The organism is Campylobacter gastrosuis (genome assembly GCF_030249845.1).
GTDB classification, from domain to species: domain Bacteria; phylum Campylobacterota; class Campylobacteria; order Campylobacterales; family Campylobacteraceae; genus Campylobacter_A; species Campylobacter_A gastrosuis.
Window position 1 is genome coordinate 40,569 of record NZ_JANURM010000001.1, and the last position, 24,698, is coordinate 65,266.

A 24,698-nucleotide genomic window follows, 5' to 3' on the forward strand; every position below is an offset into this window, starting at 1 on the left:
TCTGTGATTTTAGCTAAAATTAACTAAAAAATAGGTTTTTAATGATAAAAGTTATACACACAGAATGGTCTGATGGCTGGGGCGGTCAAGAGATACGCACAATAAGCGAGTCATTAGCTCTTAAAGAAAAATACGGCGTAAATGTCATCATCGCTTGTAGAAGCAACGCCAAGATAGCCACAAAAGCAAAAGAAGCTGGGCTAGGTGTTGTCTTTTTTGATTTTAAGGGGGCTTTTGACGTTAAAAGCATAATTGCCCTTGTAAAATTCATCAAGCAAAACAATATAAATATATTAAACTCACACAGCGGTAAAGATACGTGGGTGGGCGGACTAGCGGCAAAAATAGCTGGGATAAAATTCATAAGAACTCGCCATCTCTCAAATGCGATAAGTAGTTCAAGGCTAAATTTTATCAATGAACTAGCTGATTTTATCATCACAACTGGCGAGAGCGTAAAAGATGCTATGATAAAAAATAACCGCATAAATCCGCAAAAAATACTATCAATCCCAACTGGCGTTGATGATACGAAATTTAAATCTGAGCTTTACGACAAAGACGAGTGTCTTAAAAAATTTGGACTAGAAAATGATAAAATTTATATAGGTATGCTCTCTGTTTTAAGAGCCATAAAACGCCACGATATATTTTTAAAAATAGCTCTAAATTTACACGAAAAATATCCAAATGCCCTGTTTGTAATAGCTGGTAGCGGACCACAAGAGCAAAATATACGTGATTTTATAAAAAATAACAATATGCAAGAGTATGTAAAAATGCTAGGACATCAAGAAAATACAGCTATGTTTTTAAAGGCGATTGATATTTATATGATGATATCAGAAAATGAAGGTGTCCCACAATCCCTAATGCAAGCACTATTAATGCAAAAAGCAAGTATCGCTACTAATGTAGGTAGTGTAAGCGACCTTTATGATGGCAAGAATTTTAAACTTGTTGATTTTGATGAGATAAAAATCCAAAATGCACTTGAAAATTTACTGCAAAACAGCAACGAACGTGAAATTTTAGAGCAAAATGCAAGAGAATTTGTAAAAAATAACTTTACAAAAGATATAATGGCTAAGAAAATTTATCAAATTTACACAAACTTATTAAATGCTAAAAAAAATAATTTTTTATCTTAGTTTTTAAAAATAATACGTTTTACGTTATCAAAAACTTCTTTTGCTGTAATTTTCTCCATTACGTGACTATAATCTTTATGTCTAGAAAAATTATCATCTATATTAAAATCAGCTTTTATAAACTTAAATATATCCTGACCATAATTTGGCATAAATAATTCCGGGCTAGTCACGCCAAAAAGCCCGATTAGCGGCGTGTTTAATGCAACGGCAATATGAAGTGGTCCGGTATCTGGGGTGATTAAAATATCAAGTCTATCTATTAATGCAGCCGCTTCTCTTACGTTAAAAACCCCAGCCAAATTTAGCACCCTTTCATCATTTATTACACTAAAAAGTTCATTAGTCATAGTCCTTTCGCTTGGGCTACCAGTTAGGACGATTTTTGTATTTGGCTCGTTTAAAACAAGCCTTGCAAGCTCTATCCAGTGTTTTAAGACCCAATATTTTGCTCTGACACTAGCACCCATTTGAAAGCCTATAAATTTTGTTTGTCTATCTTTTTTAAGTATATTATCTACTCTTTGATAATCGCTTGCATTTAGATATAAGTCAAATTTTGTGTTTGTATTTTTTAAACCAATAAATTCAAGTTGTTTTAGCCTACCCAATACGACATATTTATCAAATTCATCATAGTATTTTGGCGTATTTGAGTGTAAAAAATTAAACTCATTTTTTAAATTTGGTATCTTAAAAACATACTTTGCACCGCTTAAAATAGCAAGTGGTGTGGCTTGTGGGTCGTTTGAGTGAAGCAAAAAACAAATGTCAATATTTTTTGTTTTTAAAATTTTAAGTGCCTTTAAAAATCCATTCCACCTGCCATTATATGGGATAATCTCATCTAAATTTGGATTATTTTCAAACAAAGCCATATTTTTTGGGTTTAGTAACGCTATTGTTTTTACATTTGGGAATTTTTCTTTAAAAGCACGAAAAACTGGGGTGTTAAACAAGGTATCACCAATGGCTGTGTTACTAAAAAAGCAGACCACTTTAAATGGCTCACTGACAAGTTCGGTTTTTACTGCACTTTTATTTTTAAGAGTAGCTTTTAAAATTTCTTCAAAAATTTTCATACTATTTTATCCTGTTTGTTATTGCAAAAAATAGCACAAACCATACCAAAAATAATATAGAAAAATCTAGCTTCGCTATCGGCAAAAAAGCTACCAAAACAAAGACTGCCAATAAATCCAAAAGCACCTAAAAAAGTAAATATCCCAAAAGTATTTATCTCTTTTGTGTTTGTTTTAATCAATGCATAAGAGTATTTTAAAAAATATACCCAAATTAATAAAAATAATAAAAATCCAAAAATCCCAAGTGAAAACAATATGCCTACAAATTCATTATGTGCTTGTGAATACTCACAAAATGGTTGTTTTTCTTTATCTACTAATTTAACTATTGTTTTATGATATAAAAATCTGCCATATCCAGTCGGCATAAATGGCTCTTCTAATCTGTATAGTATCGCCGATTTCCACATTGACAATCTGCTTGTAATAGAGTGATTAAAGCCCATTTGTTCATATTTTTGCATTTGCATAGGGCTATCGCTTAACATTTTATAATAATCATCTATATGAGAAAGATTATATCTACTTGATAAATTGCTAGAATATACAGAAAAAACTCCAATCACGACTACCATTATAGCAGTAATGGCGAATTTTAACTTGATTGATTTTACGATAAAAATAACAAAAGCTATTAGCATTAAAAGAGCACCGATATATGCAGCTCTTGTCTGAGTTGAAACTATGCTAAGAAGTGTTAAAAATAATAAAAAAATCATTAATTTTTTGTTTTCTTTATAAATAGCAATGGCAAAAGCCAAAGCGTATGTAGCCCATATGCCAAATCTTTCGCCTCCGCCATTATCCAAAGCACCATCTAAAAGCCCACCCATTCTATGCTCAAAGCTAAAACCAAAACTTGACCAAATAAAAATATTTATGATTGTATGAAATATAACTGATAGATAAATGGTATTTAAATATGGTTTTAATTTATTTTGGTCTATATTTTTAAAATATAAAAACATAATTGCCATTACAACTATATTTTTTAGCAGCTCGGAATTTACCTCTTTTAAACTCTCGTGTCTGTCTATTGAAAAAAATACAGAAATATATGAGATAATTAAGAAAAGCAAAAAAACCAACGATATGTCTTTAATGCACAAAAAATCTTTTATTTTAAATTTCTTATAATCTAGTAAAACAAGAAGCAAAAAACCGCCTAAGGCTATATTTTGAACTGCTGTTACGTGACCAATTGGGAGAAAAAATATAAGTACCGCAAAAAATAATATTTTTAAATAATCAAATATATTGTTGTATTTTATCAAACAAATCTCCTAAATCAACATTTTGTGCTATTTTATCTTTACCGCAAATAACTACGACATTATCGCCCCACGGACACCACCTTTTTGTGCTTGATTTGCCAAAAATGGCAAATGTTTTAACTCCAAGTGCTGGTGCTAAGTGCATAGCTCCACCTTCTAGTGTGAGTAGAAATTTAGCACATTGCAAATAGTTTGCCATATCATCTAAACTAGCCGTTTTAAGGTATTGTATATCTATTTTTTGCGAAATTTCTTGTGCTTCTTTGCTATCTTCTGATGTTATTATCACGTTTTTAAAAGTGTCTTTTAAAAATTTAGCTATTGTTACAATTTTATCTTGCGTGATTTTATTCTCTTTCATTCTGCTAGATATATGAAAAAACACAAAATCCTTAAATTTATCGCTTGGATTTTTAGGCAGGTAAAGTGTTTTTTCATCGCCAAAAACCACGCCAAGTGGCTTTAAAATTTCATAACAAAGCATAACTTCGTGCATATCATCGCTAAATTTTATCTTATCGGTTATAATTTTCTTTGGTTTTTTAGCATCAACGCCAAGCACTCTTTTTGCCCTGCTAACCTGTGCAAAAAGTGCTGCTGAGCTAGAATAGTGGCTTCTAAAAATCACAGCCACGTCGTATTTTTGCCTAAAAATTTCAAACAAAACCGCACATTTTTTAAAAAATGCACCTATTTTATCAAACAGCGATTTTTTGTGCTTTGGCTTTGTGTAGATGTGAATTTTGTTAAGATATGGATTTTTATCCACCACACAGGCATTTAGGCTATTTACGACTATGTCTATTTGTGCGTTAGGGTAAGCCTTGCGAAGTGCCAAAATGGCTGGTGTCGTGCAAATTAGGTCGCCGATATTGTCATTTCTAATTAGTAAAATTTTCATTTGGGCGAGATTATAGCTAAGTTTTTATTAATTTTATTATAAAACCAAACAAAACTCCACCCAAAATTCACTGCCGACGTTAGGCTTGCTTTTTACGCCGATTTTTGCATTGTGAAGATTAGCGATATTTTTAGCAATAGCAAGCCCAAGACCGCTACCTGCGTTTAAATTTTTATTTCTTGAACTCTCGGCTTGGTAAAATTTATGCCAAATTAGCTCGGTATCTTTTTGCAAAATTCCAGCCCCATCATCTTTGACGCTTAGTAAAGCCCGTGTTTTAGAAGTGCTTAGATTTAGCTCAATCTTGCTCGTGCTAAATTTTAGCCCATTACTTAAAAAATTATCAACCAGCCTAATTATCATCAGCTCATCGCCTAAAATTTCTACATTATCAGCGATATTGTGGCTAAATTTTATCCCCTTAATACCAGCTAATTTTTCATAATCCGTGGCAATGTTTTTTAAAACTAAGCTAAGATTTATGCGTTTTAGGAGCAAATTTCTGCCTGATTCTAGCCGTGAAATCTCTAAAATTTGATCTATTAATGAGGCTATTTTTTTAGATTGCCTTATGATGATGTCTAGCGACTCCTTTGCTTCATCTAAATTTTGTGAATAATTTTTTGCGTAGTCACTCTCGGCGATGATAACAGATAGCGGTGTTCGTAGCTCGTGGGAGATGTCAGATGTGAGCTGTTTTTCGCTTTTGTAGGCACTTTCAAGAGAGTCTAGCATTAGGTTAAAAACACTTGCTAGTGTGTGTAGCTCATCTTTACCCTCTGGCAGTTTTATACGCTTTGAAAAGTCTTTGTTGTGTCCGATATCAAGGGCGGTTTTTGACATTGTAGATACTGGCTTCATTGCGTTTTTTATGGTTTTATAGCCACCATAAAGTACAAATATAAACAAAACTGGCACAAAAATGCCAAGTGCTAGTAAAAACAGCCCGTCTTTTTTAAAAAAATTATCTATATTTATAACGCCTCTAATCCAAATACCGCTATCATTTGTAGCGATATCGTAGTAGTAAAAGCGGTTTTTATTGTTCTCATAAAGTCTAATTTCTGCGCTATCTTTTTTAAGTGAGGCGTCAAAATTTTTAGGCACCAAACCACCCACCACACTACCATTTGCGCCGTATTTTATAAAAAATATCCCGTCATCATAAGGCTCGAATTCCCTCATATCATTAGCGATTTTTGTAACTGATTTTGCTAGTTTTTTCTGACCGGTGCTTTTAAAAATTTCATCTGCTATGAGTGCTGATATGATGATAAGTGCCGTTACTAAAACGATAATGAAAAATGAATACCAAAGCGTTACACGCGCAGTAATTGGGATATTTTTAACCGTTTGTTTAATCCTTAATAACATAGCCAAGTCCTCTTTTAGTTTGGATTATTTCGTTTTTGCCAAGCTTTTTTCTTATGTTTTTTACAAGCACGTCAATGATATTTGAACTACCAGTGTAGTCAAAATCCCAAACGTGCTCTTTAATCTGATCTCTGCTTAAAATTCTGCCCTTATTTAGTGTCAAAAACTCTAAAATTTCATACTCTTTGGCGGTTAGTTCTATCTCTTGCTCATCTAGCTTTACGGATTTTTTTAGAAGGTTGATTTTTAGCCTATCTACTGAAATTTCATTATCGGCGTTGCCACTATTTCGCCTTATTAGCACTCTTATTCTTGCTAAAAGCTCTTTAAAATCAAATGGCTTTACTAAATAATCATCAGCTCCAGCGTCAAGTCCGCCCACAATATCGTCTATCTCGTCCTTTGCCGTTAGTATTAGCACAGCAGTATCAAGCTTTTTAGTGCGTATTTTTTTTAAAAATGTAAGCCCGTCCATTACTGGCATCATAACATCAAGCACGATAAGGTCGTAGTGTGCTACGGCGATAAAGTCCATAGCCTCATCGCCGTTAAATGCACTATCTACGCTATATCCGCTCTTTTTAAGGTGTTTTACGATGACGTTATTTAGGTCTATCTCATCTTCTATGACTAAAATTTTCATCTTTGCCTTTCTAAAATTTGCGTGTTATTTTATCAAATTTTAGCTTTTTGATTTTATTTTGTGCGGTTGCTAATTATCTCGCCTGTTTGTGCGTTTATGATCACCTTTCTTTCGCTTTTATCACGTTTTAGCTCTATTTTGTAAATCCAAGTGCCGTTTTTATTATCAAGATCTGCCTCATCAAGACTCCAGCCAGCTTCAAGCGCTAGTGCTTTACTAGCCGCCTCATCAATGCTAAGTGAGAATTTTGAAAAATCTATCGCCTCGCTTGGCAGGAGCTTTTTATTTTTGCTCTTTTGCTCTACGATTTGAGAATTTGTCGCATCAATTTTTATCTTTTGCTTTATGTCATCTTTAAAAGACTCAACCTTATAAAATGTCGTGCCGTTTTTTACATCTATTGAGATGTCTTTGACGCTTGAACCCGGTAGGTTTTTCTGCGCTATTTTTAGGGCTTCATCGTATGTGATAGCCGCCTGCAAGCCTGTCGTGCCTAAAACTGCTGCTAAAACAGCAAAGCTTAGTAGTTTGTTCATTTTTAATCCTTTGTTTTAAGTTGGATGAGCGAATTATAAAACCACAAAATGAAGCTAGAATGAATAAATTTGGATTTATTTTATTTTTTTGTGATTTTGGCTAAAATTGCCCTATGAAAAAAATCACCTTCTTACGCGCTAATCCAAAAGCCCTTGGCGGGGCTGAAATTTATCTATCAAGGCTAGTTAATACCCTTAAAAACGAGGGCATTGAGTGCGAGATAAAAAGCCTAAAAATGCCAAAATTTATAAGCTCGTGGATAAAAGCACTCATCTATAATGCCTACGCAAAAATCACTAAAAAAGATAGCTTTTACTTCTCGCTTGAACGCATAAGTAGCGCCGATATTTACAGGGCTGGGGACGGGGTGCATAGGGTTTATATGAGCGAGAAAAAGAGCCGTCTAAACCCGCTAAATGCGGTCTATTGCTACCTTGAAAAGCGGTGCTTTAAAAACGCAAAAATGATAATTGCAAACTCAAATTTCGTAAAAAATCAAATCATAAACACATATAAAATTCCAAGTCAAAAGATAAAAGTCATCTATAACGGCGTAAAAATCCCAGATAATTTTGATAAAAATGAGAGCAAAAGGGCAGTTTGTGATGAAAATTTACCGCTTATTTTGTTTGTTGGTAGCGGATTTGAGCGAAAGGGCGTGGCAGAGTTTTTAGAGCTAATCTCACTCATTAAAGCCCCATTTAACGCCATAATCATCGGCAAAGACAAAAATGCAAAAAGCTACGAAGCAAAAGCAAATGAGCTAAATTTAAGCGCAAAAGTGCAGTTTTTAGGCGCAAAAAATGGTGTTAGCGACTATTACAAGGCGGCTGATATTTTTATTCTGCCAACTCGCTACGAGCCGTTTTCAAATGTCGTTTTAGAAGCACTTAGCTTTAAAAACGTGGTATTTACGACCGCACAAAATGGTGCGAGTGAGATTTTAGGTAGAGAGTTTGTGATGAAAAATCCAAGCGATAAGAGCATTTTAAACACGCTTGAAATTTTGCTTACAAACCCTGAAATTTTAAAAGCCCAGCAAGAAAAATCCTACCAAATCGCAACTAATTTTAGCATAGAAAAAAATGCAAAAGAGAGCTTAGAGCTTGTTAAAAGTGTTTTAAGATGAGAATTTTTATAGAGCTGCCTACTTGGCTTGGGGACTGCGTTATGGCGACCCCAGCGATTGAGAGTATCGCGCAAAAATACAAGAACGCTAGGTTTGTTTTTTTTGGCTCGTTTGTAAGCACACAGCTTCTTAAAACGCACGAGAATTGCGAATTTGTCGTCGTTGATGAGAGTAAAAAGGCAAAATTTCGCCTATTTTATCTATATAAAATGGCAAAAAATTTGGGGCAGTTTGACCTTGCTATTAGCTTTCGTAGCTCAATTTATAGCAAAATTTTAATTAATTTGCTTAGCAAAAACAGCTTTAAATTTCAAAAAACACAAGAGCAAAAACATCAGGTGCTAAAATATCTTGATTTTATAAAATTGGCTTTAAAGCTTGATAAGGTGTGCGATGATTTAAAGCTAAATTTCACGCCAAAACCGCTAAAAAACGCTATCGGATTAAACCCGGGCGCAACTTATGGGGCTGCAAAAAGGTGGTATCCAGAGTATTTTGCCAGTGTTGCAATGTCGCTTAGTGAGCGTGAATTTTTTATCTTTGGCGGTCAAAACGAGAGTGAAATTTGCACTAAAATCGCAGAAATTTTAAGCCAAAATGGGATTAAATTTACAAATCTTTGCGGACAAACTAGCATTAAAGAACTTTGCGAATATATCGGTGGTCTTGGGCTTTTTATCACAAATGATAGCGGTCCTATGCACATAGCAGCAGCCTTTAAAGTGCCTACAATAGCGCTCTTTGGTCCAACAAAATGGAGCGAGACCAGCCCTTGGGGTAATCCAAGAGCTAGGATTTTACGCTTAAATTTAGCCTGTATGCCTTGTATGAAGCGTGTTTGCCCCCTAAAAACGCACGAATGTATGAAAAATCTAACGCCAAAAATGGTGCTAGACGCAATAAAAAAGTGCGGATTTTAACGTAAATTTTTACAAATTTCTAGCGTGTTTTTTGCGTCATTTTCAGGCTCGGCAACCTTGTGGCTGTGGGCTAAAACGCCGTTTTTAAAAATCAAAGTCTGGCGAAAGTAAAACTCCTTGCCATCATCTGTTTTAAATGTTTTTAAACCAAGCTCATCTTTAAGTCTGAATTTTTCATCGCTAAAAAACTCAAAAGTGGCGTTTGTATCGGCTTTAAACTGCTCTTGCTCGGCTAACTTTTGTGAGCTTAAAGCGATGATTTTAAAGCCAAGTTTGTTAAACTCAGCTTGTAAATTTTCATAACCCTTAGTCTGTGCCGAACATCCAGTAAGCCCAGCCTTGTCCTTTAAAATTTGCGGTAAAAACTCGCCACTTTTACCCATTTTTGGATAGACAAATACCACAAAATCGCCCTGTTTTAAAATTTCTCTCATCTTTTATCCTTTAAAAAATATAGCAAAGATAGCACACTAAAACTAAAAAGTAGCATAATGCCAGAGTAAATTTGTGCTTTTTCGTAATCAAGCATCTCAACCGCTTCAAAAATGGCAATACTAGCTACTCTGGTTTGCTCGCCAACGCTACCGCCAATCATCAAAACTACACCAAACTCACCCATAGTATGAGCAAAACTAATCACAACAGCACTCATCAGGCTTGGCTTAATATTTGGCAGGGCTACAAAAAATAGGGTTGAAATTCTACCTTTACCTAGCGAATAACTGGCTTCAAAAAGGCTAGGGCGAAGGCTCTCAAAGCCCGATTTTAACGGAGCAAACATAAATGGCAGTGAGTAAATACAACTTGCTATGACAAGTCCAGTGAAGTTAAAAACCAAGCGAATATCAAAGGTGCTTTCTATAAATTTACCAAATGCCGAGTAGGGCGATAAAAACAGCAACAAATAAAAGCCCAAAACGCTTGGAGGCAAGACAAGTGGCAGTGAGATTATGGCTTCAAGGACGCTTTTAAATCTAAAATTGCAACGAGCCATAAAATAAGCAAGTGGCAACGTGATAAAAAATAGCAAAATGGTCGTAACTAGCGAGAGTTTTAGCGAGAGATAAAATGGGGTTAAATCAAGCATTTGCAACCTTAAATTATTTTTTGATATTTTATAACAAGCTTGATAAAAGGTGCTTTAAACGAGATAAATATAAAAAGATAATTTGGCGAGAGAGTGAGAGAATCGAACTCCCCACAAAGCGGTCAACCGCCCCGTCATCGGATTTGAAGTCCGCGAGTGCCACCAGATCACCTTACTCTCCAAAAGTTTGACATTATAACCTTTTTATCTGAATTTTAGTTCAAAGCGGTTAAAATTTTAAAAATTTTAGAAAAAAAGAAGCCGTTTTGAGATTTGTTTTGCTAGTTTTTTTGCTGTTTTTTACTGGTTGCGTGGCTCGTTTAACGCCGATTTCAAACGCAATAAATATCTATGATGCATACTCAATTTCAAGGGATCAGCGTGGAATTTACTCAATCACAAAAGATAAGATAATCCAAACTAAAATCCAGTCAAAAATTCTATTTGATAAGGATTTAAGCTTTATGGACATTGAGATTGAGAGCTTTTATGGCGATGTCTATTTAATCGGACTTGTTAAAGATAATGAGATGATAAAAAAGATAGTTCAGATCGCAAAAACGACTGACGGCGTTAAGAAAATTTACACATATTTAAAGATAAAAAAAGATGAGTATCCTTGCAACGGCTTTAATATCCTAGCAAATTTAAAGCGTGAGCTATTTAGCGATAGCAGTGTAGAAGGCACAAATGTGCGTGTGAGCGTGGTCGGCTGTGATGTGGTATTTAGCGGTGTGATAGCTGACGCTAAGCAAGAAGAGCACGCCATTTGGTATGCTAGACACACGCAGGGCGTGGCTGATGTTTATTCGTTTTTAAAAATTTTAGATTAATTTTAAAAATTTATTTTACTTGATAGCGAGTGCAAAAATAGGCTTTGACGTGCTTAATTTAACCAAATATGTTTTTAAAGCTGATAAAAATCTGTTTTTAGCCCCAAATTTTGCCACTTTTACCCATATTGATTAGCCTAAGTCCGATTTTATAAGTCTTTGTATCTTTTATTTTTAATGCCTCTTTGTAGTCTGGATACTCATTAAGCTTTGGATGATTTTTTGCTGGTTTTTCATTCTTGTGTAGAGCAGTTATGTAGCTTAATATAAATGGCATTTTGATGACGCCAAATGGACTTTTTTGGCAGTTTTGTATGGCAAAACCGAGTTTATATGAGAGATGATTTTTTATCCTATCTTTTGCCGTGCCAAATTCTAGATTAAATTTTAGCTTTTTAATCTCGTTTTTTAGGGCTAAATTTTCATCTTTTAAGGCTAGATTCTCACTTTCTAGTTTGGTTATTTTTAGCTGTTCTGGCGTTGGGGCTGGTTTTGTTATTGGCGTTAAAATTTGCTGTTTGCTTCTATTTATTAGCTCACTAAAATCCATTTTTTGTGCCTTAAATGGCGTGATTTGTTTGTTTGAGATTTTCTTTTCTAACTCGTCAAGGTAAAAATTTATATTTTTTTCAAGACTAATGCCATTAAAATCCGCAAAATGATACTCCCACCATTTTAACGCTAAAAGTCTTTTTATCGTGCTTTCATCAAATCTATACTTTAAAATTCTTGCTGGACTTCCACCAACGACGGCGTATGGTGGGACATCTTTTGTAACGATAGCGTTTTGTGCTACGACGCATCCAGTGTGAAGCGTGATACCAGGCTTAATAAGGGCATTTGTGCAAATATAAACGTCGTTTTCAAGGATGGTCGGTGTTGGTGGTGGGACTAGCTTGTTATGTGGGATAAATTCAAAACTTTTGCCGATTTTATTGATAGCACCATCTTTAAAAATGTAGAAATTTGGGTCATACGTAAAGCTTGATGTGCTGATTGTTTGAAGCGGATGTTTGGTAGCTATTAGGCTAAATCCGTTGGCAATAGAACAATATCTGCCAATTTTAATCTCAATGCTTGGGATGATAGCATTTGAGTAGCTAAAACTACCCATAGCACAGATATTTGTGCCTTTATTTATGGTTGAAAACTCCTCCATAAAACCATTTTGTGGGACGTTTATAATCTCATCATCTTTAAATCTTGAAATTTTGCCATTGGGATAGGTTAGTAAAACATTAAAATTTTCTAAATATTCTCTAACAAATTTATTTACTTTTATCTGCATTTATCGCTCCAAAAAAGGCGATAATATCAAAAAAAAAAAAAAATGAAATTAGAAAGAAAAATTAGTTTTAAAATTTATATTTAATTTAAATTTATTGCTTTGTTGGTAGCCATATCAAGCCGCTAACAAAGCAAAATTTTTATTTTATAGCCGAAGTTATCGTGCCTTTGTAGGTTTTTTCAATATAATCTTTTACGCTTTTTGACCCAAAAAATTTAGCGATTTTTTGATAGGTTTCACTCTTTTCATCCTCGCCTCTAACCGCTAAAATCATCACCGCTAATGGCTCATCGTCGCTTTCAAAAAATAGCCCAGTTTTTGCTACATCAAGCCCAGCACTATACACGTAATTCATCGTAATCACCGCTATATCAGCATCACTTAGTGAGCGTGGAAGCTGCGCGGCTTCTAGCTCTAAGAACTGCAAATTTTTTGGATTATTTTCAATATCACTTAGTGTTGCTTTAAAGCCAAGCCCTGCTTTTAGCGTGATTAGACCTGCTTTTTGTAGTAGCACCAAAGCCCTGCCTTCGTTTGTCGGGTCGTTTGGAATGGCTACGACGGCGTTTTGTGGCAAGTTATTAAGTGAGCTAAATTTATCGCTGTAAATTCCCATTCTCATTAGGATTGTGCGGCCGATATTTTTTAAATTTGTCTTACGCTGTGCGTTAAAGTTATTTAAAAACGGCTCATGCTGGTAGCTTACCATATCAAGTTCGCCGTCAGCTAGGCTCTGATTTGGCGTGATATAGTCGCTAAACTCAACGACTTTAATGTCAATGCCGTGATTTTTAGCCTCTCTTGCTACGGCTTCTACTACGTCAGCGTGAGGCCCAGCTGTGGCACCTATTTTTATCGTTTGTGTTTTATTCTCGCTAGAACAGCCCAAAATCATAGCCAAAAAAGCCACTAAAAATGCAAATTTTTTCATCTTTTATCCTTTAAATATGTGCTAATTATTAATCTTGGCATTAAAACAAGGGCTGATAAAAGCATAAGTCCCATAACAAGGTCGGTTAAAAGCCCAAAGTAAATGGTCGGGATAAAGTTGCTAGTCATCATCACGCTAAATCCAAGCACAATGCCAAAGGACGTGTAATACATAGCATAGCCGATACTTGCGTGGCTGTTTTGTATGCTTTTTATGACGCCATTTGTGCGTCTTTCTTGCAAAAATCGGTGCGTGTAGTGGATAATATCATCAACCCCAATGCCAAGGCTAATGGCTGCAATGGTAATACTCATCACATCAAGCGGTATGCCAAAAACACCCATAATGCCAAAAATCACGCAAAGTGGGACAAGGTTTGTCATAATTGCGATTGTTGCGATTTTTAAATCCCTAAAAATCAGGCAAAATAGCACAAAAAGCACCAAAACGCTAACGCCAAAGGTCTTAACCTGCGAGCTTACTAAATTTTGTAAAACATTATTATAAAGCACCATCATACCGGCGATTTGTATCTCTACGCCGTCATTTTGCGTTAAATTTTCAAGTCCGCTTTTTAGCTCTTTTAGAAATTTATCCCTACGCAAACGCTCATCGCTATCAACGACACGAAGCGAAAATCTAAGCTCATCATCGCTAACCATAACATAAGGGCTAAGCAAAATTTCTTTGTAATTTTCTGGTAGTTTCTCATACATAGCAGCTAGTAAAAAATCATCAACAACGCCGTTATTTAGCTCTTTTATGACCTTTATTAGAGTTGCTAGCGAGCTTACTTGACCTACGAAATTTTGCCCTGTTAGATAGTCGTGAATTTTCTCTGCTACACGCGTGTGATAGCTGTTAAACCAGTATTTGCTGTCGTTTTTATCGGCGTTAAACTCATCTTCAAACTCATCGCTAATTTCATCATTTTTCTCATCGGTTTTTTTAAATTTCACGATTATGTCAAGCGGGATTGTGCCACCAAGTTTATTATCAATAACCTCCATACCACGCCTAATTTCGGTATCTTTTTTAAAATATCCAATGAAGCTATTTTCAATTTTAATCTCCAAAATGCCGTAAATTCCAAATAAAACTAGAACAAACGAGGCGGTATAAATTAGCCTTTTGTCGTTTATGGCAAAATTTGCGCATTTTTTTGTAAAGCTAAATTTATCCTCAAAAGTGCGTTTTGGTGGGAGTTTTTTAAGCAGACAAACCACGCTTGAAAAGATGACAAACGCCAAAATAAGCGACACGCCAATGCCAGCACTCATCATCAGTCCAAGCATTGAAACTGGCTTAATATCGGCACTCATTAGCGAAATAAAGCCAATAATAGTCGTAAAAATCGCCCAAAAAGATGGACTCGCCTTATCAAGAAGCGTTAGATAAACGAGCTGTCGCTGCGAAAAATGCGGATATTTTATAAAAAATTCTCGGTAGCTAACGATTAAATGAATGACAACAGATATGCTAATAATTAGCACCAAAGAGATGAAATTTGATGAAATAACCGTGATCTCCCAGCCAAAAAAGCCAAAAAGCCCCATTGAAAAAAACACGCTTAAAACACAGATAAAAATCGGCAGCAAAATCCAGCGAACCTGCCTAAAAAATAGCCACAAACTAAGTGCTAAAAGCAGAGCCACGCTCACGCCATAAGTGCTAATGTCGCTTTTTACAAAGCCGACCATATCATCAGCGATCATCATCGCACCGCCCAAAAATAGGGCGTTTTCTTCGCTGTTAAACTTAGCAAGCGTGGCTTTTATAGCGTCTAAATTTTTATGCTCTTTAAGCCTAAGAGCGTCCCTGTAAGCCTTAAATTCGCTCTTTATTTCTTCAAGTTTTTTTACTGCTGTGGCGTTATTTTCAAGCGTTAAAAGGTGGTTTCTTTCATCTAAGAGCTGGTTAAAACGCTCATCAGTCTTTAAATTTAACACGATTGCGGTTGTTTTTAAATCTTTGCTGATTAAATTTTGGCTGTAAATCGGACTATTTTTTAGCTCATCTCGTGCTAAATTTTTATCAATATCAGCGTCTTTTAAGGTCGGCGTGTGATCAAGAATGGCTGAAATTCCGCCCTTTACACTCTTTAAAAGTGGGACGTTTAGGATAGAAATTACGTTATTTACAAGCTCGTTTTTGCCAAGCTCGCTGCTTAAATCATCTATGAATTTTAGGCTCTCATCGCTTAAAATATCGCCCTTTGGCGTGTAGGCTACGACTAAGAAATTTGGCGATTTGTAACGCTGTGAAATTTCGCGCCAAGTGGCTAAATCCTTGTCGTTTTCAATTAAAAGCGTTTCGCTAGAAGCGTCTATTTCAAGTCTAGTCGCCCAGTAGCCAAAAAATAGGCTTAAAAAAAGCAGGGCAGTTAGGATAAATTTTGGGTAGGCGACTAAAAATTTAAATATCTTTTTAAGCAAGTTAATTTTTCTCGTTTAGTTTTGCCATAAGTGTTGCAAAGTCCGCATTTTCAAGCATATCAGCAAACTGACTTCTATACGTTTGAATAATGCTAACGCCGATGATATCAATATCATAAATTAGCCAACCACGCTCTTTTGCATCATAAAATTTATAGACAAAATCGTAGGTTTTATCGCCACTAACTAGCTCTCCGCTTAAAAAATAGCGATTTTTTTGTGGCTCGGTGGCGTTTTTGATGATGATTTTTTCGCCAGAGTAGCTTTTGATTTTATCAATGTAAGAATTTTTAAGTCTTATCTCAAACGCCTTGCTAAACTGCTCTTGCTCGCTTTGGCTTAGGTTGTTAAAGCGTTTTGCTAGGCTGATTTTTGCCATTTGTTTGTAGTCAAAAAGTGGGTCAAAAATCGCAAAAAGGCGGTTTAATTTTGCATTTTCATCTAAATTTTTGTCATCTAAAAGCGTTAAGGCCTCGTTTGTCTTGCTCTCTACAACGCCCTTTATTTCGTCTTTGTTAATGCCAAAAGCAAACGAAAATAGCATTAAAATCGCTAAAAAAATTCTCATTACTACTCCTTAATAAGTCGCTCACGCCTTTGTTCGTAGGCGTCACGTAAAAATGGATACAAATCAACAGCGTCTTTTTTTAAATTTTTATACATATCTGGATTAAGCGAGAGTTTATTGCCCTCTTCGTAGCTTTTTAGGGCTAGTTCGGCTGATGTTGGATCAACGTAACTTAGCGGTTTTGCAAAGTAATCTCCGCTCATACCGACAAGATCCCTTAAATTTGAAGGTCCAAAAAATGGTAAAACTATGTGAAATCCGCTCCCAACGCCCCAATATCCAAGCGTCTGCCCCAAATCTTCATCGTGGCGTGGTATGTTGTAATATTTTGTTGCAACGTCGCTAATGCCTGCAAATCCGACAATTGTATTTGCAATAAAACGAAGCGTCTCATCGCCAGCGGCTCTAAATTTTAGCTGTAAAAGGTTGTTAATTAGCCTAACTGGGTATAAAAGATTATCAAAAAAATTGCCAACGGCACTTCTGCCCTCTTCTGGCATAACGTATCTATAACCACTCACAACGGGGTCTAGGACATTTTTAAACATAAAATCGTTAAAACTTGTCATCGCTCTATTGTAGCCACTAAGTGGGTCAAAAACCTCGCTCGTGCTTTTAAACTCGCTCTCAAATTCATCACTCTCATCGGCTGTTTGCGTGGCAAAAGTGAGTGAAAATGCAAGCAGTAAAACGGATAAAAATTTCATCTAGTCCTCATAAAATAAAAGCCTGATTTTATCTTTTTTAAACTTAAAAAATTTAAAATTTTAAGGATTTTTATATATATAATTTATTATACTTTACAAAATTATTTTTAAACACGATGCGATTTTAAGGGGAGAAAATGAAGGCTGATGTAAATTTAGAGCTATTTTTAGGGAGTGGCGTAATGGTGCTAAAAAAGCACATTGAGCTTTTAAAGGCGGTTGATGAGACAAAAAGCATTACAAAAGCGGCACAGGCTGTTGGGATTTCGTATAAAAATGCGTGGGATAGCCTTGATATTTTAAACAACAAGAGCGACCTACCACTCATTTCAAGGGCTAGTGGCAATAAAAAAAATAGTGGCTCAGAACTAACTCAATACGGCAAAAAAATGATAGAAATTTATGAGAATTTACTGCAAAATCAGCGTGAATTTTTAAACAAAATGTGCGTGGATTTAGAAATTTCAACAGATCAAATTGTAAATTTTTCACGACTCGGACTTAATTTAAGTGCTAGAAACCAGCTAAACTGCGAGATTGTAGCCATTAAATCGGGTGCTGTTAGCTCAACAATTAGTGCAAAATTAAACAACGGCAAAATTTTAAACGCAACAATCACACTTGAAAGCGAAAAATCGCTAAATTTAGCCGTTGGCAAAAGGGTTGTTTTTATCTTTAAAGCCCCTGCTGTAATGCTCTCAAATTTTAGCGATGAGCTAAAAATCAGCGAAGAAAACGAGCTTTCTTGCGAGGTCATCTCGGTAAAAGTAGGTGCTGTAAATGCCGAGGTCGTGCTATCTTTAAACGAAAATCAAACGATAAGTTCAATCATCACAAAAGAGAGCGTGATGAGCCTAAAAATCGGTGTTGGTGATAGATTAAAAGCGATAGTAAAATCATCTGATATCATTATAGGAGTTTAAATGAAAAAGGCGTTTTTTGCACTAGCAGTTAGTGCGGTTTTGGCTTTTGGTGGCGATGTTGTCGTATTTGCAGCGGCAAACACGACTTATGCATTTTCTAAATTGATTAAAAAATTTAATCAAACAAATCCGGATACAAAAATCAGCCTAAGTCTTGGTGCTAGCGGTGGGCTTACCACGCAAATTCAAAACGGCGCACCAGCAGATATTTTTATGGCAGCTGATATGGGTTTTACACAAAAGGTCTATGATGCTGGATTTGCAGTGACTAGCCCAGTTATTTACGCACAGGGCGCACTTGCGATTTTTAGCATTAGGGACGTTAGGCTTGATGAGAATTTAAGCGAACTTGTGGGCTTAAAGTCAATCTCAATTGCAAATCCAACAACAGCACCTTATGGCAAGGCAAGCATTGAGGCGTTAAAAAATGCAAATTTATTTGAAAAAGTAGAAAAAAACATAGTCTATACACAAAAAATTTCAGAGACACTCTCACAAGCTCTAAGTGCTGCTGATGTCGGTTTTATCGCTGGTAGTGCGTTGTTTGATGAGAAAATGGCAAAGTATAAATTGGGCAAAAATTACGTTTTTGTAAATCCAGCGCTTTACACGCCAATTGACCAAGGTATCGTGCTTTTAAAAAGAGCAGAAAATAACGCTGAGGCAAGGGCGTTTTACGATTTTATTTTAAGCGATAACGCAAAGGCGATTTTTAGAGAATTTGGATACAACACACCAAAATGATAAGGGCAAAAGTCAGCGAAATTTCAAGCTCAAACTACGTAAGCCACGTGCGTTTTAGGCTTGACGAGATTAGTTTTTCAATGCTTAGTCTTGAAAATTTAAGCCTAAATGTCGGCGATGAGGTGATTTTAGGCTTTAAAAGCTCAGATGTTAGCATCGCTACTTCTAAACTAGCCGATTTTTCGGTGCAAAACGCATTAGAGTGCAAGATAAAAGCCCTAAAAATGGGTAAAATTTTAACGACGATTTTGCTAGATTTTAGGGGTTTTGAGTTTGAGAGTTTAATCTCAACAAGCTCGGCAAAAGCTCTAAATTTAGCACCAAACCAGCAGGTTTTTGCCTACATTAAATCCACTTCAATTTTTATAAGTGAAATTTTATGATTGAGGTTTGCGTGAAAAAAGAGCTAAATGGCTCGGCTGGTAGGTTTTTGCTTGACGTTGATTTTAGGATAAATCGTGGCGATTTTGTCTGTATTTACGGCAAAAGTGGCAGCGGTAAAACCACGATTTTACGGCTACTTGCTGGGTTTGAAAGGGCTAGTAGCGGATTTATAAAAGTCGGCGATAAATTTTTTTGTAACGAGAAATTTTCACTTGCCCCACAAAGGCGAAATATTGGATTTTTGTTTCAAGATTATGCCCTTTTTGATAATATGAACGTGTTAAAAAACCTGCTTTTTGCCAAAAATGATAGCCGTTTGGCAGATAAATTTCTTGACATTATGGATTTAAATGCACTTAAAAATGCCAAAATTTCTGAGCTTTCAGGCGGTCAAAAACAGCGTGTGGCACTAGCTAGGGCTTTGATGAGAAGCCCTGAAATTCTGCTTCTTGATGAGCCGTTAAGTGCGGTTGATCTTAGTATGAGAGAGCGTTTGCAAGATTATTTACTTAAAATTCACACCGAGCTAAAAATCACGACAATCATCGTAAGCCACGATATTAGCGAGATTTATAAGTTAGCTTCGCTTGTTTTTGTGCTAAATGAGGGCAAAATTTCTGATATTGCCACGCCAAAGGAGCTGTTTTTAAAACAGCGTGGCTCGCAAAAACTGGCATTTAACGCCAAAATTTTAGAATTAACGCAAGATGATGGCGTTTTTATCGCTCTTGTTTTGGTATCAAATCAGCTTTGCAAGGTCGTTTTAAGTAGCATTGAAGCTAGAAATTTCAAGGTCGGCGACGAGGTCATTTTAAGCACTAAGGCGTTTGGGGTTAGTATTAGTTAAAAAATAATTAAAATTTTTATATAATTAGCAAACAAAGGGGCAAGAATGTTAATTAATAGAGATTTTGAGATTTCATCGTGCGATGATTACGAGTTAAAAATCAGGCGAGATTCGCTTTTGAAATTTCGCATAACTCACGATGATACTAGGCAGATTAAGGCACTTTTATTTATCACGCCGGGGCTTGGCGGGGACGCTGATAGTAACTACAAAGATAATCTAGCCGGTTTTGTCGCTTCAAACTACGATGTGGGCGTTGTTAGCGTTAATTATCACTGCATTGGCAATCGCCCGCAAGTTGGCGCTGGTATCGCTTTTGATGAGTTTGATTGTAAAATTTTAAAACAAAGGTGCGATGAGGTTGGCATTTGGCTTGATGAGCGAATTTTTAGTGCGTTAAACGACCCAGTAAATGCAAAAAATCTGCTCTTTTATCTTGATGAGGAGCTTAGCATTAAAAAGCGTCAAAATGCCCTAAATGACGACTTTTTGTTAAGAATTTCAATGTCGGTTTATCCAACAAACGGCGAGTATCAAAATTTTGGCGTAATGCAAGGACTTGACCTTTTAAACGCCCTGCTTTTTATCAGAAAAAATGTCAATTTTAGCCAAAATGGGGGGGGGTGCGGCGAAATTCCAGCCGTGCTTTTAGGTAGCTCTCACGGCGCTTATGTTTCGTATATGGCTGCTAAAATGGCTCCGTGGCTAGTTAGTGGTGTGATTGATAATAGTGCTTATGCGGTTTTGCCGTGGCAGAGCATTGGTTTTGGCAAGGAGATTGATTACATTAAGTATCCGTGTGCGGCGTTAAAGGGGAATTTTAATCACATTATGGGCTATTTTTTTGATAAAACCCACTGGACGCTAAATCCAAAATCGCCCCATTATTTTAGCGAATCGGCTGAGAAAATCAGGGATATTTACGAGCCAGAACACCTAAAAGAGATGGCAAAATATAATAAACCAATTTTTGTCAGCTATCACTGCAATAACGATTTTATCGCACCTTTTGAGCATAAGGTGGCACTTTTTAATGAGCTTAAAAATCTTGGCTATGACGCCACGCTTTACGCAATTACCGATGAAAATCAAGTTGATGGTAAATTCATAAAAAAGCTAGAACACGGGATGGATATGTCTTTAAAAACATTAATTAAACGTGAATTAAACAAAATGCTTGATAAAATCAGCCAAAATACCCAAAATAAAAGGCAAATTAGCTATAAAAGTGCAGGTAAAATTTATAAATTTTATGAACAAAATGATAAAATTTTACTAGATTTAATCTAGCTTTTTTATCACTTTTGCTGGGACGCCACCAACGATTACGTTTGGTGCTACGTCGCTATTTACGACCGCTCCGGCTGCGATTATGGCGTTATCGCCGATTGTTACGCCGGGTAAAATTGTCGCATTTGCACCAATCCAAACGTTGTTACCAATTGTAACAGGCTTTGCGATTGCGGTGTGTTTTAGTCGTGAATTTGGCGAAGTTGGGTGGGTTACGCTTGTGATTATCACATTTGGTGCTATCATACAATCGTTACCAATCGTAACACTTGCGACGTCTAGGATCGTAACATTATAATTTGATAAAAAATTATCGCCAACGCTGATATTTAAGCCATAATCGCAGTAAAATGGCTGGGCTACGCTCGGATTTTTACCGACCTTGCCAAAAAGCTTTTTTAACGCCTTTTTATAAGCCTTTTTATCGCTCGCGTCGGTTTTGTTAAACTTCGCACAAAGCCCAACGGCACGTGCTTTTCTAGCTGCCACGCCACAATCGTAAAAGCAAAATTCCAAGCCATTTTCTAGCTTATCAACCTCTGTCATCTTAACTCCTTTGCCATAAAATTTTTGTGCCAAAACCAAGTGTGTTGTCTGTAAATTTTATACTTTTTAATAAAATTTTATAAATTTTAGCATTCATTGATTTGGCAAAAACAAAGCGTTTAAAATAATTTTCTACATCTTCTGCCACGCTTATTGTGCCGTTAAACTGAACGCCTCTAATTTTACCAACAATTAGCGTATTTAAGGCGATCGTGCCTGAAATTTCAGGGCGATTTTTTATCGCTTTAATATGCTCTGTGCTCTCATCGCTTGCGATAAAAAGTGAAATTTCATCGCTATTAAATGCGTAAAATGCACTAAATGCGTGCGGTGTGCCATCATCTTTGATGACGCAAATTGAGGCTAAATGCTCTTTTTTTATAAATTTTAAAATTCTCTCATCAAGCATTTAAAAACTCTTTTAAAAAGCTTGAAATTTCAGCGAAATTTAGCCATAAAATCGCCGTTAAAATCAGCCAAAAAGCACTTAAAAAAATTTGGATTAGTAAAAATTTAGAGCTAAAATTTCTAAAAATCATCATCGCAAAAAGTGAGCCAAAAATTCCACCAATTAGCGAAAAGTAATGGATTGAGTTTTCTTTTACAAAATTTGGCAATAACGCCTTAAAATAGAGCGAAAGCATAATAAAACTAAGCAAATTTGCTAGGCAAAAATAGAAAAAAACGACTGGAATTTGTGTGTAAAATCTATTTAAAATAAAGCTTAAAATCGTGATAAAAAATAGCAAAAAGACCCGAATGCCAAAGCAACACATAGCTAACCTTTAAAATTTTTGCGATTTTAGCCTAAAAACTCTTAAAAATTTGCCGATTTGGCAAAAATCAAAGGAGAAAAAATGCAAACAAATCTTTACTCAAATCAGAATTTTAGCAACCTTGACTTTTCATTTAAAACAAGCAGCGGCGATAAGATAAATCTTTCAATGTATAACAACACAAGCATTGAATATGCAAGTGCCAAAACGCAAAATTCAAGCATTCAAACGCTAACTCTAACCCAAGAATACGGCTATAACTTCTTATACGAGGGCAACGGACTTGATAAAAATGATATTGACGAGATTAACAAAGCCTTAAAAGAGATACAGCCAAAAATTGATGATTTTATGAAAAATATAAACGAGGGTAAAAACTACACAAATCCAGAAATTTCAAACCTAGCAAACAGCCTAAAATCGGCACTGCCAGAGCCAAAAGACCTAAATCACGCAAACGCTATAAACGACGGAGTTTTAAAGATGTTTGACAAGCTTTTAGAACAAAACAAAGCTGGTCGGGAGCTACTTTTAAAGACAAATAAATTGTTTGAAAATTTCTTAAATCAGACAAACAAATTTTCACTTTATGTGTAAGCCAAAAATGGCTTACTCTACTTCTGCTTTGATCTGCTCGTTTGATTTTACGACCATACCAGAGCCGTGAATCACGCTAGGCACACAGCTCGTGCAAATATCAACCTCTTCGCCATTTTTGTGAGCGCGGATAAAAACGGCGTTGCTATCTTCGCTACTTTTTAGCCCGCAGACATTACAAACTACTAAATTTTGATCTCTCATAACTATCTCCTTAAAAAATTTCGGCAATTATACAAAAAGCTTTAAAATTTGCGATGATTTATATCAATAAATAAGAAAATTTTGATAAAATCACTCAAAAATTTAAGGGAGTAATGATGAGAGATAGGGATTTGATTTTTGATATGCTAAAAATGCAACAAAGCCTAAACGATGAGACAAACGGAGCTGGCTGGGAGAATGGATATACAAATAAAAATAAGCTAATTAGCTGGCGAAGGTGCATTTATATGGAGTGTGCCGAGCTTATTGATAGCTTTGCTTGGAAGCATTGGAAAAATATCACAGCACCGACTGATGAGCAAAATTTACGCATTGAGGTCGTTGATATTTGGCACTTTGTGATGAGCTTAATGCTTGAAAAATACCACGTAAATGGGCTTGGCGGACTTGAAAAACTAGCCGATGATATAAGCGTAGCAAGTGGATTTGCCGAGTTTTGCAAAGAGCCGTTTGATGTGGCAAACGAGAGCATTTATGAGATTATGAATGATATTGAGATGATGATAAATCGTTGCAGTGGCTTTGAGTATGAAATTTTTGATATTTTAAAAATTTACTTCACCTTAGCCCTAAAATGTGGCGTGAATTTACACTCGCTTTATGAGTGCTATATCGCTAAAAACGTCCTAAATCGCTTTCGCCAAGATAATGGCTATAAAGAGGGCGAGTATAAAAAAATCTGGGCTGGACGTGAAGATAACGCCGTGATGAGCGAGATTTTAAGCAGGGGCATTAGGGGCGTTGATGAGATTTATGCTGCCCTAGAAGCGGAGTATGAAAGGGCGTGATAGAGATTTTTAGGCTAAGTATTGCTGATTTTTGGAGCAAAAAATTTATATATTTAGCGATTTTGCCACTATTTTTTAGCATTTTTATGCTTAGCCTTGCTCTTTTTTTGGGTGCAAAACCAGCCGTTTTAGCCATTTTTGATGCCATAAATGGCTATTTTGGCGAGTATGAGATAGTTAAATTTTTAATGCAAAATGAGCTTTTTAACTGGCTAATAAACGCCTTTGTTTATGCCTTTGGGGCGTATTTGGTCGTGATTTTAAGCGTCTTTTTTGCACTCTTTGTGGCTGGGTTTTTAACGCCGATTGTGGTAAATGAGATAAATAAACGCCACTACAAAATCATCCTAAAAAACGACGTTTCGCTTGTTTTTATCACAAAAATAATGGTTGTTGAGATTTTAAAATTTCTTGGCATTTTATTAGTTTGTCTGCCACTTTTATTTGTGCCAGTTTTGCACTTTTTTGTTGGCATTATCCCGTTTTTTTATATCTATTATAAATTTTTATTAGTTGATGTTGCGTCAAATATTTTGGGTAAAACTAAATTTGAACTTTGCTTGATTGAAGGTGGCGGAGTCGGGTTTGTTTTATCTTCGTTTGCTTTTTATTTGGTATCGCTTTTGCCGATTGTTGGGCTGTTTTTTCAGCTCTTTTTTGTCATATTTTTGACGCATTTGGTGTTTAGGCGGTATTTAAAATTTTAAGCCAAATT

General features: G+C 35.8%; 29 protein-coding genes and 1 tRNA gene. 12 read left to right on the plus strand and 18 right to left on the minus strand.

Annotated elements, in window-relative coordinates; all coding sequences use genetic code 11:
- The first annotated feature begins 41 nt into the window (after window positions 1-41).
- Complete coding sequence (locus tag NYG85_RS00210) at window positions 42-1,151, plus strand: glycosyltransferase (RefSeq protein ID WP_284936530.1); 1,110 nt, start codon at window positions 42-44, stop codon at window positions 1,149-1,151.
- Here the strand turns inward: NYG85_RS00210 and NYG85_RS00215 are convergent.
- The 6 genes from NYG85_RS00215 to NYG85_RS00240 form a co-directional block, all read right to left on the minus strand.
- Window positions 1,148-2,233, minus strand: a complete 1,086-nt coding sequence (locus NYG85_RS00215; protein WP_284936531.1) for a glycosyltransferase family 9 protein — start codon at window positions 2,231-2,233, stop codon at window positions 1,148-1,150. The two genes, NYG85_RS00210 and NYG85_RS00215, sit on opposite strands and share 4 nt — an antisense overlap.
- The gene (locus tag NYG85_RS00220) at window positions 2,230-3,393 is read right to left on the minus strand and encodes an O-antigen ligase family protein (protein ID WP_284936532.1); all 1,164 of its coding nucleotides are present in this window, start codon (window positions 3,391-3,393) and stop codon (window positions 2,230-2,232) included. Before NYG85_RS00220 ends, NYG85_RS00215 begins: the two co-directional genes overlap by 4 nt.
- 91 nt (window positions 3,394-3,484) lie before the next feature.
- On the minus strand, window positions 3,485-4,411 hold the full coding sequence (locus tag NYG85_RS00225; protein ID WP_284936533.1) for a glycosyltransferase family 9 protein: 927 nt from the start codon (window positions 4,409-4,411) through the stop codon (window positions 3,485-3,487).
- Between the two features lie 36 nt (window positions 4,412-4,447).
- Entirely contained in the window at window positions 4,448-5,785 is a 1,338-nt protein-coding gene (locus NYG85_RS00230) for a sensor histidine kinase (RefSeq protein ID WP_284936534.1), read from the minus strand.
- The gene (locus NYG85_RS00235) at window positions 5,769-6,428 is read right to left on the minus strand and encodes a response regulator transcription factor (RefSeq protein WP_284936535.1); all 660 of its coding nucleotides are present in this window, start codon (window positions 6,426-6,428) and stop codon (window positions 5,769-5,771) included. The genes NYG85_RS00230 and NYG85_RS00235 overlap by 17 nt, the downstream gene beginning before the upstream one ends.
- Window positions 6,429-6,481: 53 nt before the next feature.
- The gene (locus tag NYG85_RS00240) at window positions 6,482-6,964 is read right to left on the minus strand and encodes a PepSY domain-containing protein (RefSeq protein WP_284936537.1); all 483 of its coding nucleotides are present in this window, start codon (window positions 6,962-6,964) and stop codon (window positions 6,482-6,484) included.
- Between the two features lie 113 nt (window positions 6,965-7,077).
- Between NYG85_RS00240 and NYG85_RS00245 the strand changes: the two genes are divergently transcribed.
- On the plus strand, window positions 7,078-8,094 hold the full coding sequence (locus tag NYG85_RS00245) for a glycosyltransferase family 4 protein (protein WP_284936538.1): 1,017 nt from the start codon (window positions 7,078-7,080) through the stop codon (window positions 8,092-8,094).
- Window positions 8,091-9,014 (plus strand): lipopolysaccharide heptosyltransferase II, encoded by a 924-nt coding sequence (gene waaF, locus NYG85_RS00250; RefSeq protein WP_284936539.1) that lies wholly within the window; start codon window positions 8,091-8,093, stop codon window positions 9,012-9,014. Before NYG85_RS00245 ends, waaF begins: the two co-directional genes overlap by 4 nt.
- Here waaF and NYG85_RS00255 read toward each other — a convergent pair.
- From NYG85_RS00255 to NYG85_RS00265, 3 genes are all read right to left on the minus strand, one after another.
- On the minus strand, window positions 9,011-9,448 hold the full coding sequence (locus NYG85_RS00255) for a redoxin family protein (protein WP_284936540.1): 438 nt from the start codon (window positions 9,446-9,448) through the stop codon (window positions 9,011-9,013). The two genes, waaF and NYG85_RS00255, sit on opposite strands and share 4 nt — an antisense overlap.
- Entirely contained in the window at window positions 9,445-10,101 is a 657-nt protein-coding gene (gene modB / locus NYG85_RS00260) for a molybdate ABC transporter permease subunit (protein ID WP_284936541.1), read from the minus strand. The genes NYG85_RS00255 and modB overlap by 4 nt, the downstream gene beginning before the upstream one ends.
- Window positions 10,102-10,184: 83 nt before the next feature.
- A tRNA-Sec gene (locus tag NYG85_RS00265) sits at window positions 10,185-10,282 on the minus strand.
- A gap of 85 nt (window positions 10,283-10,367) precedes the next feature.
- Here NYG85_RS00265 and NYG85_RS00270 point away from each other — a divergent pair.
- On the plus strand, window positions 10,368-10,934 hold the full coding sequence (locus tag NYG85_RS00270) for a BON domain-containing protein (RefSeq protein ID WP_284936543.1): 567 nt from the start codon (window positions 10,368-10,370) through the stop codon (window positions 10,932-10,934).
- Window positions 10,935-11,031: 97 nt separating this feature from the next.
- Here NYG85_RS00270 and NYG85_RS00275 read toward each other — a convergent pair whose 3' ends face one another.
- From NYG85_RS00275 to NYG85_RS00295, 5 genes are all read right to left on the minus strand, one after another.
- Window positions 11,032-12,222 carry a DUF8374 domain-containing protein gene (locus tag NYG85_RS00275; RefSeq protein WP_284936544.1) on the minus strand — a complete coding sequence of 397 codons (1,191 nt, stop codon included), beginning with the start codon at window positions 12,220-12,222 and terminating at the stop codon, window positions 11,032-11,034.
- 139 nt (window positions 12,223-12,361) lie between these two features.
- Complete coding sequence (locus tag NYG85_RS00280) at window positions 12,362-13,153, minus strand: MetQ/NlpA family ABC transporter substrate-binding protein (RefSeq protein WP_284936545.1); 792 nt, start codon at window positions 13,151-13,153, stop codon at window positions 12,362-12,364.
- On the minus strand, window positions 13,150-15,588 hold the full coding sequence (locus NYG85_RS00285; RefSeq protein WP_284936546.1) for an efflux RND transporter permease subunit: 2,439 nt from the start codon (window positions 15,586-15,588) through the stop codon (window positions 13,150-13,152). Before NYG85_RS00285 ends, NYG85_RS00280 begins: the two co-directional genes overlap by 4 nt.
- A 1-nt stretch (window position 15,589) precedes the next feature.
- Entirely contained in the window at window positions 15,590-16,156 is a 567-nt protein-coding gene (locus tag NYG85_RS00290; RefSeq protein WP_284936547.1) for an MlaC/ttg2D family ABC transporter substrate-binding protein, read from the minus strand.
- A gap of 2 nt (window positions 16,157-16,158) precedes the next feature.
- Complete coding sequence (locus tag NYG85_RS00295; RefSeq protein WP_284936548.1) at window positions 16,159-16,863, minus strand: MlaA family lipoprotein; 705 nt, start codon at window positions 16,861-16,863, stop codon at window positions 16,159-16,161.
- Between the two features lie 137 nt (window positions 16,864-17,000).
- Between NYG85_RS00295 and NYG85_RS00300 the strand changes: the two genes are divergently transcribed.
- The 5 genes from NYG85_RS00300 to NYG85_RS00320 are packed head-to-tail and all read left to right on the plus strand — an operon-like array spanning window position 17,001 to window position 21,051.
- Complete coding sequence (locus tag NYG85_RS00300; protein WP_284936550.1) at window positions 17,001-17,786, plus strand: TOBE domain-containing protein; 786 nt, start codon at window positions 17,001-17,003, stop codon at window positions 17,784-17,786.
- Window positions 17,787-18,530, plus strand: a complete 744-nt coding sequence (gene modA, locus NYG85_RS00305) for a molybdate ABC transporter substrate-binding protein (protein ID WP_284936551.1) — start codon at window positions 17,787-17,789, stop codon at window positions 18,528-18,530.
- The gene (locus tag NYG85_RS00310) at window positions 18,527-18,913 is read left to right on the plus strand and encodes a TOBE domain-containing protein (protein WP_284936552.1); all 387 of its coding nucleotides are present in this window, start codon (window positions 18,527-18,529) and stop codon (window positions 18,911-18,913) included. The genes modA and NYG85_RS00310 overlap by 4 nt, the downstream gene beginning before the upstream one ends.
- Window positions 18,910-19,761 (plus strand): ABC transporter ATP-binding protein, encoded by an 852-nt coding sequence (locus tag NYG85_RS00315; RefSeq protein WP_284936553.1) that lies wholly within the window; start codon window positions 18,910-18,912, stop codon window positions 19,759-19,761. Before NYG85_RS00310 ends, NYG85_RS00315 begins: the two co-directional genes overlap by 4 nt.
- Before the next feature lie 45 nt (window positions 19,762-19,806).
- The gene (locus NYG85_RS00320) at window positions 19,807-21,051 is read left to right on the plus strand and encodes a DUF2920 family protein (protein ID WP_284936554.1); all 1,245 of its coding nucleotides are present in this window, start codon (window positions 19,807-19,809) and stop codon (window positions 21,049-21,051) included.
- Here the strand turns inward: NYG85_RS00320 and NYG85_RS00325 are convergent.
- From NYG85_RS00325 to NYG85_RS00335, 3 genes are read right to left on the minus strand one after another with little or no spacing between them, the layout of a single operon-like run.
- Window positions 21,043-21,597, minus strand: coding sequence for a sugar O-acetyltransferase (locus NYG85_RS00325; RefSeq protein WP_284936555.1), 555 nt, complete (start codon window positions 21,595-21,597; stop codon window positions 21,043-21,045). The genes NYG85_RS00320 and NYG85_RS00325 overlap by 9 nt on opposite strands.
- Before the next feature lies 1 nt (window position 21,598).
- Complete coding sequence (locus NYG85_RS00330; protein ID WP_284936556.1) at window positions 21,599-22,006, minus strand: pyridoxamine 5'-phosphate oxidase family protein; 408 nt, start codon at window positions 22,004-22,006, stop codon at window positions 21,599-21,601.
- Window positions 21,999-22,373 (minus strand): L-arabinose ABC transporter, encoded by a 375-nt coding sequence (locus tag NYG85_RS00335; protein WP_284936557.1) that lies wholly within the window; start codon window positions 22,371-22,373, stop codon window positions 21,999-22,001. The genes NYG85_RS00330 and NYG85_RS00335 overlap by 8 nt, the downstream gene beginning before the upstream one ends.
- A gap of 81 nt (window positions 22,374-22,454) precedes the next feature.
- Between NYG85_RS00335 and NYG85_RS00340 the strand changes: the two genes are divergently transcribed.
- Entirely contained in the window at window positions 22,455-22,970 is a 516-nt protein-coding gene (locus NYG85_RS00340) for an ATP/GTP-binding protein (protein WP_284936558.1), read from the plus strand.
- A 12-nt stretch (window positions 22,971-22,982) separates the two neighbouring features.
- Here the strand turns inward: NYG85_RS00340 and NYG85_RS00345 are convergent, their stop codons facing one another.
- The gene (locus NYG85_RS00345) at window positions 22,983-23,174 is read right to left on the minus strand and encodes a hypothetical protein (RefSeq protein WP_284936559.1); all 192 of its coding nucleotides are present in this window, start codon (window positions 23,172-23,174) and stop codon (window positions 22,983-22,985) included.
- Window positions 23,175-23,290: 116 nt separating this feature from the next.
- On the opposite strand from NYG85_RS00345, the gene dut reads away from it, so the two are divergent.
- Window positions 23,291-23,983, plus strand: coding sequence for a dUTPase (gene dut / locus NYG85_RS00350; RefSeq protein ID WP_284936560.1), 693 nt, complete (start codon window positions 23,291-23,293; stop codon window positions 23,981-23,983).
- The gene (locus NYG85_RS00355; RefSeq protein WP_284936562.1) at window positions 23,980-24,690 is read left to right on the plus strand and encodes an EI24 domain-containing protein; all 711 of its coding nucleotides are present in this window, start codon (window positions 23,980-23,982) and stop codon (window positions 24,688-24,690) included. Before dut ends, NYG85_RS00355 begins: the two co-directional genes overlap by 4 nt.
- The last annotated feature ends 8 nt before the right edge of the window (window positions 24,691-24,698 follow it).